The sequence below is a fragment of the Gardnerella lacydonensis genome (genome assembly GCF_048545055.1).
GTDB classification, from domain to species: domain Bacteria; phylum Actinomycetota; class Actinomycetes; order Actinomycetales; family Bifidobacteriaceae; genus Bifidobacterium; species Bifidobacterium vaginale_C.
In genome coordinates, this window is the sequence record NZ_JBKQXT010000004.1 from 54,265 (window position 1) to 67,167 (window position 12,903).

The following is a 12,903-nucleotide window of genomic DNA, read 5'->3' on the forward strand; positions in this document are numbered from 1 at the left end:
GTAATCTTGTATTTTGTTTAATCGCAAATTTATTTTTTAGACTTTATTTATCATTCTTTGATTTAGTTAAGTTTTTAACCATATTTTTTATCTTTTTTGCAAAACGCTTATAAGCTGGCATTGCATCATAACGTTTTTGCGCTTCGATTTGCAAACGCTTTTGTTCTTCTTCATATTTTTGCTGATGAACCTGCATAATATGCAAAGACATTAAGTCTACTTGCTTATCGTAAGTTGTGTTTTGCGGATCTTTAAAACTATCTGGTTTAATATTTCTATAAACGTTAAGAAGAGCATCACATACAGAGCCGTGTTTTATTATGCAATCGCTTTCTACAACTTGATTCATAAGGTCTACAAGCTTTTCTAGCACAATTGAGCACGCGCGTTCTAATCCCCATGTTTCAATAACAGCGTTTATTGCTTCTTGAAAATCCTCGATTTTTAGTCTTGTAAAGAACTCATCTTTTACTATTTTTAATCCACGATTATCAAACCAGCGTGAGGCTTCTTCAATGGTTTGCTTTCGACTTTTCATCGAAGGCTCGTTAGCAAAATCATTAGCAAAATCGTAAACAGTGCTTATAACATCTTTAACACTGCGTTGTTCTACAGTGAATTTTTCAACGCTTATTTTAGATCTTCCAGAAATTCCTCTGCCAATATGGTATTTAAGCGCGCGAAACGCTGTTAAGTCTTTTAAAGTTTGGGCAAAGGCTGCAATAGCGAAATATTCGTAAGCATCTTCTGCTTTAGAAAGTCGTGTTGAAACTGTTTTTTTAAACGCATCTCGAACTAAGTCACCTTTAAAAAGCGCTGTTATAACATTCCAAGGTGTCCAATGCGGAAAATCACTAGAAAACGTTGATTTAATAATATTATCGCCAGTTTGATCACCATTATTTTGCGCATACATTTGATCGTAGCTGTATGCAAAATCTTCATCCGCTTTGCCTTCTGGGTGAATAGAAACACCAAAATGCAATATATCTGCTGGATGACTACTAGCGTACGAGTAAAGAACTTCGCAAGCTTTAAGCTCAATCTCATCGTCTGCGTCAACAAAAAGAACGTAATCACCGCTAGTTGCCTGAACACCAGTTTTACGCGCAACATGTCTACCGCAATTATGATCTTTAGCAATAATTTTTACTCTAGAATCCCTAAGCTCATAATCGCGCAAAATTTGCAAAGTATTATCCGTACTAGCGTCATCAACAACAATAATCTCAATGTTTTTAAAAGTTTGATTAACAAGTGAATCCATACACTGCCTAATATACGGCTCCTTGTTATATGCAGGAACCACCACGGAAATTGCAGGATTCATAAATCGTCTCCATTGCACACTAATCGGTAAAACAGCACAAATCATATCTATTGTACTACTAAACACAATCAGTTTTTAGATTCTTTATCACTCATTAAAAACCCGTGTTAATTCTCCAGCTCTTACACTGACCTGTTTTATAAAACAAAAGCCGGGGAAATGTCCCCGGCACTTAGATCATAATTTTTGTTTATTTTTAGCTCTTATTTAGTATTCATAATCTTTTGTATTTTGCTATTATCTCCCCAAACTGCTGGAGAATCGTATGGTCTATCTGGGAATGCGCCATACTCAAGCGAAATATCAAGATTATTCTCGCGAATGTAACGTTCAACGCGATCCGCAAGCGAAACAGGCTCACCCGTGCAGCAATTAATTACGCCATTTACTTTATCTTGTAAAACGGTTGCAGCAATTTGCTTAGCCAACACGTCTACATTAATAAAATCGTACTTGTTTTTTCCAGTAGTAAACGGAAAAGTCTTCTTTCCTTCTTGAGCAGCTTGAAGAAGCTTAGAGAAAATAGAGTTTCCACGAGCGTCGTCGCCAACAATGTAGTACGCACGAATCCATTGAACAGTGGCATCATACTCTTTGCCCAAAAGCAAAGTAGCTTCACGCAAAGCATTCTTAGAAATGCCATACATAGAAGCTGGCTTGCAAGGCGTGTTCTCGTCAATAGCACCCTCCCAGTAGCCAACTTCGTGCATAGAACCCATAACAGCAATCTGCTTTAAGCCACCCGAAAGCATAAGACGAATAAAGCGGTAATGGTTCGATAAATCTTCCATATGCGTGTCTGCAGCATGCTTAAAACCGTTGCGCCAAGCCATGTGCAAGCAAACGTCTGGAGACCCAAGCTTTGCAAACAAATCAGCATCATCGCTAAAAATATTCGCTTCAATACGCGTTGCTCGCTCATCAACACCGTCTAAACGCAAGTCGGAAGCAATTACGCTAGCACCTGCATCTAAAAGAGCTTTAACAACGTGACGACCAATATATCCACCAGCACCAGTAACAAGAATTCGCTTACTCATAGTTTTTCAGTTTAGCAGCGTATAAAAACTTTCAAACATGCCAAAATAAATAGAACAACATAAGCACAAAATAATCACAACATAATCACATTAACAATTAATCTAAAAGCTAAAATTATTACATATAATGATGAACATAATATCTCGCATAATACTGCTCACAATACTGCGCATAATTTAACCAAATATTTAGCCAACTATTTAGCCAAATATTGAATCAAATCAATCCCCAAATGTAAACTTAACAAAGTTATATGTGCATACACACTGCAAATTTTGTAAGAAAGGCAGCGATGACAACAAAGTCTGACGCCATCTATCACCCTGGTAGAAGCAAAGGTTTGATAGACATTCCAAGGTACCTTTATTTGCTTGACTTACTTGTAAAAAAAGAAGTACGAATAAGATATCGCGGTTCGTGGCTCGGTATGGCTTGGACGTACGTAAAGCCAATAACGCAATTTGTAGTGTTCTACGTTGCAATGGGAATTTTCTTAGGACTTGGCCGCGGAGGCGGAATTCAAGCCTACCCACTGTACCTTTTTAGTGGAATTATAGTAACAAACTTTTTTGTAGAAGCATTCTCTAATTGCACAAGATCAATACTTTCTAATGCTGGCCTAATACAAAAAATCTATCTTCCTAGAGAGCTATTCCCACTTGCGTCGCTACGAGTTGCTTTTGTGCACTTTTTCCCACAAGTAATCGTGCTTATAATCGGAGCTTTATGCATGGGGTGGATTCCAGATTTTGCAGGCATAATAGTGGCAATAATCGGATTTATTAGCGTGTGCACGTTTGCGTTTGGTCTTGGATTATTCTTTGGAGCAATAAACGTTTTTTACAGAGATGCAGAAAACATTACAGACTTAGTAGCAATGGTTGCTGTATGGCTAGCTCCATGCTTCTACACGTGGCAAATGGTTGCAGCTCACGCACCACGATGGGTTTTAGAGATGTATTATGCAAATCCTATTGCAATAAGTGTTGAAGCATTCCACAGAGGATTCTGGCTAAACGCCACAGATCGTACTTTCCAATTTGCAGGGGCATGGTCTTTAAGACTTTGCGAAAGCCTTATAGTTGCATTTGCTGTATTACTTATTGGCGAAGTTACATTTAGACATCTTGAAGGCAAGTTTGCTCAAGAAATTTAAGCTTACTAAGATTTGGATTTTACTTTTAAAAGCAGCAGGAGTTATGTATGAATAATCCTTCCAACACACTTCCAGAAGACGTTGTGTTAAGCGTTTCTAACGTTACTAAGCGATTCTCGCTGCGCGCAAATCATTCGATTAAAGAATCTATTGTAAACCTGCTAACACCGCCGTCTAAAAAGCACGCAACACAAAACTTTACTGCTTTAAGCAATGTTAGTTTTAATATTAAACGCGGCGAAACAGTTGGATTAATAGGCATGAATGGATCTGGAAAGTCCACTATGCTTAAAATGCTTTCTGGAGTTATGCAACCAGACGAAGGCGAAGTTTGTGCGCGCGGAAGAATCGCAGGGCTAATCGAAGTTGGAGCAGGATTTGCTGCCGACTTAACTGGTCGCGAAAACGTGTATCTTAACGGCGCAATACTTGGAATGACAAAAGAAGAAATAGACGATAAATACCAATCAATAGTAGACTTTAGCGAAATAGAGCCTTTTATGGATACAGAAGTTAAGTTCTACTCTTCTGGAATGTTTTTACGATTGGCGTTTTCTGTAGCAGCGCACAGCGATCCAGACATATTCTTAATCGACGAAATTCTTGCAGTTGGAGACGAAGCTTTTCAACACAAGTGCATAACAAGACTTAAAGAGCAGCAAAAACGTGGGCAAACAATGGTAATTGTTTCTCACAGCGAAGATCAAATTAAGCAACTTTGCTCTCGCTGCATAGTGCTGTCTCATTCACACATGATTTACGACGGTCAAGCCGAGCCAGCATTTAACGAAATGCGAAAAAGCTTAAACGAAAAATCTTAGACAATAATCAATAAAGAATAAACAATAATCAAAACTAAAAAAGGCATATAAGAGGATATTATGGAAAACATGAGTAACACAACAAACTTTGAGCCAAAAAACATAATTGTAACTGGCGGATGCGGCTTTATTGGGTCTAATTTTGTGCACTACGTAGTGAACAATCACCCAGAAACGCACGTAACGGTACTAGACGCGTTAACGTATGCAGGAAATATTGAAAACATTGCAGGATTGCCAGAAGACAGAGTTGACTTTGTTCACGGCAATATTTGCGATGCTGAGCTTTTAGATAAGCTTGTTCCAGGGCACGACGCTATTGTGCACTACGCTGCAGAATCACACAACGACAACAGCATTGCAAACCCAGAACCATTCCTTAAAACCAATGTTGAAGGCACTTTTAGACTTCTCGAAGCAGTTAGAAAGTACGGGATTCGATACCACCACATCTCTACCGATGAAGTGTACGGAGATTTGGCATTAGACGACCCAGCTAAATTCACGGAAGAAACGCCATACCACCCATCCAGCCCATACAGCTCCACAAAAGCAGCAAGCGATATGTTGGTACGCGCATGGACCCGCACATATGGTTTGCACACAACAATCAGCAACTGCTCAAACAACTACGGACCATACCAGCATGTTGAAAAGTTTATTCCGCGCCAAATCACAAATATTCTAGAAGGCATTAAGCCAAAGCTGTATGGTCAAGGCTTAAACGTTCGAGATTGGATTCACACAGAAGACCACAGCAGTGCTGTTTGGACAATCCTCACAAAGGGAGAGCTTGGAAACACGTACTTGATTGGCGCAAATGGCGAGAAAAACAATATAACAGTTTTGCGCATGATTCTAGAAATGATGGGCAAAGATGCAAACGACTTTGAACTTGTAAAAGACCGCCCAGGCCACGATCGCCGCTACGCGATTGACAGCACAAAGCTACAAACGCAACTTGGATGGAAGCCAAAGCACACAGACTTTACAACAGGCTTAGAGCAAACAATCAAATGGTACACAGAAAATCGCGCATGGTGGGAAGGCGCTAAAAGCGCGACTGAAGCGAAATATAAAGCACAAGGACAGTGAATCGCCTAAAAGTCAAGTCTGCTTGTATACAAATTGTATACAAATTGTATGCAAATCTAACAAAAATCTAGTCGCGAATCTAATCAAAAATAAAGAATTTGTAGGATGCTATGGAATTTGAAAAAGAACTAAGCGTTACAAAAACCAACATTCCAGGTTTAATCGTGTTCGATCTTCCAGTACACGGAGATAACCGCGGATGGTTCAAAGAAAACTGGCAGCGTGCCAAAATGACGGCTCTAGGTCTCCCCGACTTTGGACCTGTACAAAACAACATTTCGTTCAACGAAAAACGCGGAGTAACCAGAGGCATCCACGCAGAACCATGGGATAAATACATAAGCATTGCTACTGGCGAAGTATTTGGCGCATGGGTAGATTTAAGACCAGGGCAAAGCTTCGGTCAAGTGTACACAACCACACTAAACCCTAGCAAAGCAATCTACGTGCCTAGAGGCGTAGGAAACAGCTTCCAAGCTTTGCAAGATGGCACGGCATACACTTATTTAGTAAACGCACATTGGTCGCTAGAGCAAAAGAAAACATACACTTTTGTAAACCTTGCAGACCCAGATTTACACATTAATTGGCCAATACCTTTAGAAGAATCCGAGCGCAGCGAAGCTGACTTACACCATCCAATGCTAAAAGATGCAAAGCCAATGGCACCAAAGCGCACTCTTGTAACTGGATGCAACGGTCAACTTGGTCGCGCAATACAAAATTATGCTAAAGAGCATGATTTAGAAGGATTTGAGTACGTAGACTTAGATAGCTTCGATATAGCAAATAAAGACGATTACAGCCGCTACGACTGGGATTTGTACGGAACGATTATTAACACAGCAGCATATACGTCTGTAGATGGCGCGCAAACGCCACAAGGGCGAAGAGCCGCGTGGAATAGCAACGTTAAAGGAGTGGCAAATCTTGCAAAAATAGCGCAAGAACACCACATTACTCTTGTGCATATTTCAAGCGACTATGTTTTTGACGGCACTCAAGAAAATCACAAAGAAAACGAAGACTTTGCGCCACTAGGCGTGTACGGCGAAACAAAAGCTGCAGCAGATTCTCTAGTAGCAAACGTTCCACAGCATTATATTATTCGCTCAAGCTGGATTGTTGGAGAAGGACGAAACTTTGTAACGCGCATGATTGACTTTGCAAACCGTTTAAAAAATGGCGAATCTGTTAGTGTTCAAGCGCCAATAGATCAAACTGGCAGACTCACTTTTGCAAGCGACTTAGTAAAAGGCATGTTCCATCTTCTAAACACTCAAGCACAATACGGAACATACAATCTTACAGGTTCAGGAAAAATCGCGTCTTGGCACGATATTGCTCAAAAAGTGTTTACACAACTTAATGTAGACACAAGCAAAATCGAAGCAAATCGCGTAGACGATTACACGCGCATATCTAATGGCTCTCCTAGACCACACAAGTGCGCACTTGACTTGCAAAAAATCGAGTCCGCTGGATTTACGCCATGCGATTGGGAAGATTTGCTTGAATCTTACGTAAATAGAATTGAACAAAACAACAAGTAAAGGATGTTTCAAAGATGAAAGGCATTATTCTTGCTGGCGGTTCTGGCACACGCCTATACCCACTTACTACAGTAACGTCTAAGCAGCTTTTGCCAGTTTACGATAAGCCAATGGTGTATTACCCTCTTAGCGTGCTTATGATGGCTGGAATCCGAGATATTCTTGTGATTTCTACTCCTCAAGACTTGCCTAATTTTGAAAGGCTACTTGGAAGCGGAGAACAATTTGGAATCAACTTATCTTACAAAGTTCAGCCATCGCCAGACGGTCTTGCTCAAGCATTTATACTCGGAGAAGAGTTCATAAACGGCGATTCTTGCGCGCTCGTACTTGGAGACAATATATTCTACGGAAATGGCCTGGGAGCTATTTTAAAGCACGCTGCACGCGTAGAACACGGTGCTACAGTATTTGGCTACTACGTAGACGACCCAGAAAGATACGGCGTTGTGGAATTTGATGAAAATCACAAAGCCGTTAGCATAGTAGAAAAACCAGAACACCCAGCATCGAACTATGCTGTTACAGGATTATACTTCTACGATTCCAGAGTTACAGAGTTTGCAAAACAAGTTAAGCCGAGCGCACGCGGCGAGCTTGAGATTACGGACCTTAACAAAATGTACTTAGAAAATGGCTCACTAAACGTTATGACTCTTGGTCGCGGATACGCGTGGCTAGACACTGGCACAATGGACTCGCTTTACGAAGCGGGCGAATTTGTGCGCACAATAGAGCGAGCGCAGGGACTGCCAATCGCAGTGCTTGAGGAGATTGCGTACGAGAATCGATGGATTAGTCGCGAGCGTTTGCTTGAGTCGGCAGAAAAATATGGTAAAAGCAATTATGGCAAGCACTTAAAGCAGGTTGCTGAAAATCGCATTATCATATCTAAAGATTTGTTCACGGATTAAAAATCGCAAATCCAATTTTACAAATCAACTAGTTTACTTCTGGTTTGCTTAGTTTATTTACTTAGTTTTCCCAAGGAACATAGCTTTTAACTCTGGCAAAAGCGCTCGTAACGCACTGCCCCTGTGTGAAATGGCGTTCTTCTCTTCTTGACTAAGCTGAGCACTTGTCAAATCCTGCATTTGAATGCCATTTCTAACAGGCTGATTATCTGGTACAAAAAGCGGATCGTAACCAAAACCATTCTCTCCACGTGGAACTCTAATCAGTCTACCAACCATTTCTCCAACGCGAACAGTTTCAAAACCATTTGTTTTCCACATACTGTTTTCAAGTTCTGTTTCACCACAACCCTTAGGAATAGCTAAAGCTGCAGCACAGCGGAATCGTGCTGTTCTACACTGATCTGGAATGTCTTCAAGCTGTTTAAGCAAAAGCTCATTATTCGCCTTATCATCTCCATGAACACCGCTCCAACGCGCAGACAATATTCCTGGAGCAGCTCCGAGAACATCTACAATCAAACCTGAATCATCTGCTATTGCAGGCAAACCAGTTCTTAAAGAAACATCTCTAGCTTTGATTAACGCATTTTGCTCAAAAGTCACGCCTGTTTCTACTGGATCTGGAAGCCCCAAAGAGCCAGCAGTAACAAGCTCAATATGCTCCGACATTTCCGCAAACTCTTCGTTAAGAATCCGCTTAATTTCAACGAGTTTACCCTCATTATGCGTTGCCACAACAAGTTTCACGCTCGCCACTCCTTAGTAATTTATCGAATAAACAGATATAGATATAAACTTTATTTAATTTTGACTTAAAGCAGCGCGCTGAGCAGCCTGAAGCTCACGATTACCTTTAGCTGCCAAATCAAGCAAAACATTAAGCTCATCGCGATTAAACGGGCGATGCTCCGCAGTGCCTTGAATCTCAATAAAATTGCCAGAACCAGTCATAGCAACATTCATATCTGTCATTGCTTGACTATCTTCTACATACGGCAAATCAAGCATTGGAGTGCCATTAATCACGCCTACAGAAACAGCAGAAACAGAGTCTTTAAGAACGTTTTTAGCACTACGAATATGCTTGTGCTTTTCTGCCCAATTCAAAGCATCTACAAGAGCAACATATGCACCCGTAATCGAAGCTGTACGCGTGCCGCCATCTGCTTGAAGAACATCGCAATCAATTTGAATCAAACACTCGCCCATTGCCTTCATATCTATAACACCTCTAAGGCAGCGACCAATAAGGCGACTAATCTCGTGCGTGCGGCCGCCGATTTTGCCCTTAACAGACTCGCGATCAGTTCGCTCGGCAGTGGCTCTTGGAAGCATTGAGTATTCGGCTGTAACCCAACCTAAACCAGTGTCTCGCCTCCAACGCGGAACTCCAATAGTAAAAGTGGCAGTGCACATAACACGCGTATTTCCGCACTCAATAAGAACGGAGCCTTCTGGCACGTTTGTAAAATTGCGCGTGATTTTTACTGGTCGCAACTCGTCTACATCTCTGCCATCAAAGCGAATAGGTTTTACAGATTCCAACATATCCTTAATTTGAGCCATAATTCAACAATCTAGCACGCGGCATTAACTAGCATGCAGCATTAATCTTGAGCAAAATCGCGATGCAAAAACTGTAGACTTTTGCATCAAATTTGCTCACTAAGCACAAGCCACTCTTCTTCTAACGCGCTCGACTCACTTTGATTCGCCTGTAACTTCTCGTTAAGCTCTTGCAAGCCAACAAAATCGCTAGGATCATGGTTAGCCATTTTTTGCTCAATCTCGCTTTTTTCTTCCTCAAGCTTTTCTAGTTTTCGCTCTATTGCTGAAACTCTTCTAGTAGCATCGTAGTAAGCTTTTCCGCTTAATTTTGTCTCAGACTTTTGATCAGAATCTAATTCAATTCCTTCTTTAGACTCGGATTTCATTTCAGATTCTGACTCAAAACCCGCCTTAGACTCTTGCATATTTGCACGCTCATAGTCTTCCATAATCTTTAAATACTCGTCAACTCCGCCTGGAAGATGGCGAATCTTGCCGTCAATCAACGCAAACTGCTGATCAGTCACGCGCTCAAGCAAGTATCTGTCGTGCGAGACAACAACCAAAGTGCCTGGCCATGTGTCTAGTAAATCTTCCATAACTGCAAGCATGTCGGTGTCTAGATCGTTTCCAGGCTCGTCCATTATCAACACATTTGGTTCGTTTAGAAGAATCAAAAGCAATTGCATGCGGCGTTTCTGGCCGCCCGAAAGATCTGCAATTGGTGTCATAAGCTGCTCTGGTTTAAAACCAAGTCTCTCCATAAGTTGACCAGGAGTCACTTCTTTGCCGTCGATTATGTAGCTTGGCTTATATCTACTCAAAACCTCTTTGACTTTATATTTTCCAAGCTTTTCCAGCTCTTCTAATCGTTGAGAAAGCACAGCAAATTTTACAGTTTTACCAATATTTACATGCCCTTTAGTTGGATGCAAAGAGCCGTCGATTATGTTTAAAAGTGTTGATTTTCCAGCGCCATTAGCTCCTACTATGCCGAATCGGTCTCCAGGGCCAATTAGCCACGTTTGATTGTCTAAAAGCATGCGGCCGCTAATCTTTTTTTGCGATGCGGCACATGTTTCTTTTAATGGTGCTTCTGGCGATTCTTCTACAGAAATCGTAACGCTACCAACATGTGTAGGCTGAGAAAATGGTGATTTTACAATATCTGCATCGGCTCCAGCAGGATTTGACGAATCTTCAAAAATTTGCGTAACATCAATCAAATCAACAACTTGCTTACCAAGACGAGAAGTTGCCATTCTCTTCAACTCAAGAGTATCTCGCATTGGCGGAACGTCTGCTATAAGCTCGCGAGCCTGCTTAACGTGAAACTTTTGCTTAGTAGAACGCGCGCGAGCACCCCTAGAAAGCCACGCAAGCTCTTTACGCGCCAAATTCCGCCTGCGCTCCTCGCGAACATCCGCCTGACGTTCGCGCTCAACGCGCTGCATCATGTACGCACTGTATCCGCCTTCAAACGGGTCGATTGCTCCATCGTGAACTTCCCACATAGAAGAGCAAACTTCGTCTAAAAACCACCTGTCGTGCGTAACGAGCAAAAGCGCGCCCTGCCCGTCTTGCCACCTGTGCAAAAGATGCTCTGCGAGCCAATGAATTGTAAGCACATCAAGATGATTCGTAGGCTCATCCAAAGCCAAAATATCCCAATCATGCAACAGCAACCTAGCCAAATCCGCACGCCTACGCTGACCTCCAGAAAGCGTACCAACTTTAGCTTCAAGATTGATTCCGCCAAGAAGAGCCTCAACAATTTCGCGAGACTTTGAATCAGCAGCCCACTCATAATCCTGTCGATTCTCCAATGCAGCTTGGCGAACTGTAGCATTATCGTCCAGTGGATCTCGCTGGCTTAAAATGCCAAATGTCAATCCGCTTCTACGCGTAACTCTGCCAGAATCTGGGTCCATACTACCCTCAAGAAGCTTAAGAAGCGTGGATTTTCCGTCTCCGTTTTTCCCAACAATTCCTATACGGTCTCCCTCAAAAACACCTTGAGTCACATTTCTAAAAATAGTTTTTGTTGCAAATTCAAGCGATACGCGTTCTAGTCCCAAATCATAAGTAGGCATAACTCACAAATATAGCTGTGCTGCTATACCATTCGCAAAAATTCACGACTTTGTAGTAAAAATTGCAAAATGCTCAAAGTTGTATAGTATTGAGTTATGAGTTATGTATCTGAAAATTCTTTACACAATGCTGTGAACAAAGCTGCAACAGACTTATTCACCTTTAGCTATAAGCATGTAATTAAGCCGCACTTAGTGTTTAACATTCCACCAGACGAAGCACACGACCGAATGATTGCATTTTGCAAAACAAGCGAGCGCATACCAGGATTAATGTGGATGCTCAGAGAAATGTTAGACTACACGGATCCAATTTTAGAAACGCGAGTTATGGGAGTGGATTTTGCGAATCCATTTGGATTAAGCGCAGGACTCGATAAAAACTGCGATTTGTGCACAGTTCTAGACAACGCTGGCTTTGGTTTTGAAACAGTTGGCTCCACAACTGCCCGACCATGCGAAGGAAACGCTAAACCTTGGTATCATAGGCTTCCGCAATATGATTCTCTTCTTGTTCATGCGGGTCTTGCTAACGATGGCAGCGAGTTTGTGATTCCTAGAGTGGAAAAAGCGTGGACTAATGCTAAAAGCATGCGTGTTTCTGTGAGCATTGCTCGCACCAATGATAATCTTGTTGGTGATTTAGACGAAGGTATTGAAGATTATCGCATATCTATGGAACGAGCAAGTGGCAAAAGCTCCATGATTGAGGTTAACATTTCTTGTCCAAACACTATGGCTGGCGAGCCTTTTAGCGAGCCAGAAGCTTTAAATAAGCTTTTTAATGTTTTAGATAAAGTTGATCGCCCTCAGCCAACTCTTGTAAAAATGCCTTTGAATCTAAAAGGCGGATGGCCTCAATTTAAGTCTTTGTTAGACGTTTTAAGCGCACATAAGGTTGATGGCGTGAGCATTGCAAATCTGCGAAAGAACCGCGAAGGATTGAATATTCCAGCAGATTGGAAAGGTGGGATCTCAGGGGCTCCAACTTACAATGCAAGCAATGAGCTTATTAAGCGCACTAGAAGCGAGTTTGGGTCTCGCTTTGCTATTGCTGGAATAGGTGGCGTATTTACTGCAAAACAAGCTTATGAAAAGATTAGAAGTGGAGCTGACCTAGTTATGTTCGTTTCTTCTCTTATGTATAGAGGTCCTCAGCAAATAACTGTTCTAAAGCGCGGACTTGCTGATTTACTCAGAAAAGATGGGTTTGAAACAGTTAAAGATGCAGTTTCAGCTGATGTAGATTAAAAAAAACCAGAATAGATAACAATAAATTACAATAAATCAGCTGGTATCGAAGTATTCGCACAATACCTCAATGCCAGCTGATTTTTTAATAATATTTT

At 41.5% G+C, this 12,903-nt stretch carries 11 protein-coding genes; 6 read left to right on the forward strand and 5 right to left on the reverse strand.

Annotation, left to right across the window (positions count from 1 at the left end):
* Window positions 1–43: 43 nt before the first annotated feature.
* Together ACJV45_RS05215 and ACJV45_RS05220 are read right to left on the reverse strand one after the other, a co-directional pair.
* Complete coding sequence (locus ACJV45_RS05215) at window positions 44–1,330, reverse strand: glycosyltransferase family 2 protein (protein WP_419397845.1); 1,287 nt, start codon at window positions 1,328–1,330, stop codon at window positions 44–46.
* A 203-nt stretch (window positions 1,331–1,533) separates the two neighbouring features.
* Window positions 1,534–2,370 (reverse strand): NAD-dependent epimerase/dehydratase family protein, encoded by an 837-nt coding sequence (locus tag ACJV45_RS05220; RefSeq protein WP_419397803.1) that lies wholly within the window; start codon window positions 2,368–2,370, stop codon window positions 1,534–1,536.
* 293 nt (window positions 2,371–2,663) lie between these two features.
* On the opposite strand from ACJV45_RS05220, the gene ACJV45_RS05225 reads away from it, so the two are divergent.
* The 5 genes from ACJV45_RS05225 (at window position 2,664) to rfbA (ending at window position 7,910) form a co-directional block, all read left to right on the forward strand.
* Complete coding sequence (locus ACJV45_RS05225) at window positions 2,664–3,527, forward strand: ABC transporter permease (RefSeq protein ID WP_165847579.1); 864 nt, start codon at window positions 2,664–2,666, stop codon at window positions 3,525–3,527.
* Window positions 3,528–3,574: 47 nt separating this feature from the next.
* Window positions 3,575–4,348 (forward strand): ABC transporter ATP-binding protein, encoded by a 774-nt coding sequence (locus ACJV45_RS05230; RefSeq protein ID WP_419397804.1) that lies wholly within the window; start codon window positions 3,575–3,577, stop codon window positions 4,346–4,348.
* 60 nt (window positions 4,349–4,408) lie between these two features.
* Window positions 4,409–5,443, forward strand: a complete 1,035-nt coding sequence (gene rfbB, locus ACJV45_RS05235) for a dTDP-glucose 4,6-dehydratase (protein ID WP_004125576.1) — start codon at window positions 4,409–4,411, stop codon at window positions 5,441–5,443.
* A 110-nt stretch (window positions 5,444–5,553) separates the two neighbouring features.
* Window positions 5,554–6,996 (forward strand): sugar nucleotide-binding protein, encoded by a 1,443-nt coding sequence (locus tag ACJV45_RS05240; protein ID WP_415681399.1) that lies wholly within the window; start codon window positions 5,554–5,556, stop codon window positions 6,994–6,996.
* 14 nt (window positions 6,997–7,010) lie between these two features.
* Window positions 7,011–7,910 carry a glucose-1-phosphate thymidylyltransferase RfbA gene (gene rfbA / locus ACJV45_RS05245; RefSeq protein ID WP_419397805.1) on the forward strand — a complete coding sequence of 300 codons (900 nt, stop codon included), beginning with the start codon at window positions 7,011–7,013 and terminating at the stop codon, window positions 7,908–7,910.
* Between the two features lie 57 nt (window positions 7,911–7,967).
* Here rfbA and ACJV45_RS05250 read toward each other — a convergent pair whose 3' ends face one another.
* The 3 genes from ACJV45_RS05250 to ACJV45_RS05260 all read right to left on the reverse strand — a co-directional run bounded on the left by ACJV45_RS05250 (window position 7,968) and on the right by ACJV45_RS05260 (window position 11,554).
* A complete protein-coding gene (locus tag ACJV45_RS05250) occupies window positions 7,968–8,660 on the reverse strand; it encodes a non-canonical purine NTP pyrophosphatase (protein WP_410312033.1) in 693 nt (230 codons plus the stop codon).
* Between the two features lie 54 nt (window positions 8,661–8,714).
* On the reverse strand, window positions 8,715–9,479 hold the full coding sequence (rph, locus tag ACJV45_RS05255) for a ribonuclease PH (RefSeq protein WP_004112121.1): 765 nt from the start codon (window positions 9,477–9,479) through the stop codon (window positions 8,715–8,717).
* An 86-nt stretch (window positions 9,480–9,565) separates the two neighbouring features.
* Window positions 9,566–11,554, reverse strand: a complete 1,989-nt coding sequence (locus ACJV45_RS05260) for an ABC-F family ATP-binding cassette domain-containing protein (protein ID WP_419397806.1) — start codon at window positions 11,552–11,554, stop codon at window positions 9,566–9,568.
* A gap of 96 nt (window positions 11,555–11,650) precedes the next feature.
* Between ACJV45_RS05260 and ACJV45_RS05265 the strand changes: the two genes are divergently transcribed.
* Window positions 11,651–12,805 (forward strand): quinone-dependent dihydroorotate dehydrogenase, encoded by a 1,155-nt coding sequence (locus tag ACJV45_RS05265; protein WP_419397807.1) that lies wholly within the window; start codon window positions 11,651–11,653, stop codon window positions 12,803–12,805.
* Window positions 12,806–12,903: the final 98 nt, after the last annotated feature.

Excerpts from the sequence above, each read along its gene's own strand:
- ACJV45_RS05215 (WP_419397845.1), bottom strand. The coding sequence starts at position 1,330 with ATGAATCCTGCAATTTCCGTGGTGGTTCCTGCATATAACAAGGAGCCG.
- ACJV45_RS05220 (WP_419397803.1), bottom strand. The coding sequence starts at position 2,370 with ATGAGTAAGCGAATTCTTGTTACTGGTGCTGGTGGATATATTGGTCGT.
- ACJV45_RS05225 (WP_165847579.1), top strand. The coding sequence starts at position 2,664 with ATGACAACAAAGTCTGACGCCATCTATCACCCTGGTAGAAGCAAAGGT.
- ACJV45_RS05230 (WP_419397804.1), top strand. The coding sequence starts at position 3,575 with ATGAATAATCCTTCCAACACACTTCCAGAAGACGTTGTGTTAAGCGTT.
- rfbB (WP_004125576.1), top strand. The coding sequence starts at position 4,409 with ATGGAAAACATGAGTAACACAACAAACTTTGAGCCAAAAAACATAATT.
- ACJV45_RS05240 (WP_415681399.1), top strand. The coding sequence starts at position 5,554 with ATGGAATTTGAAAAAGAACTAAGCGTTACAAAAACCAACATTCCAGGT.
- rfbA (WP_419397805.1), top strand. The coding sequence starts at position 7,011 with ATGAAAGGCATTATTCTTGCTGGCGGTTCTGGCACACGCCTATACCCA.
- rph (WP_004112121.1), bottom strand. The coding sequence starts at position 9,479 with ATGGCTCAAATTAAGGATATGTTGGAATCTGTAAAACCTATTCGCTTT.
- ACJV45_RS05260 (WP_419397806.1), bottom strand. The coding sequence starts at position 11,554 with ATGCCTACTTATGATTTGGGACTAGAACGCGTATCGCTTGAATTTGCA.
- ACJV45_RS05265 (WP_419397807.1), top strand. The coding sequence starts at position 11,651 with ATGAGTTATGTATCTGAAAATTCTTTACACAATGCTGTGAACAAAGCT.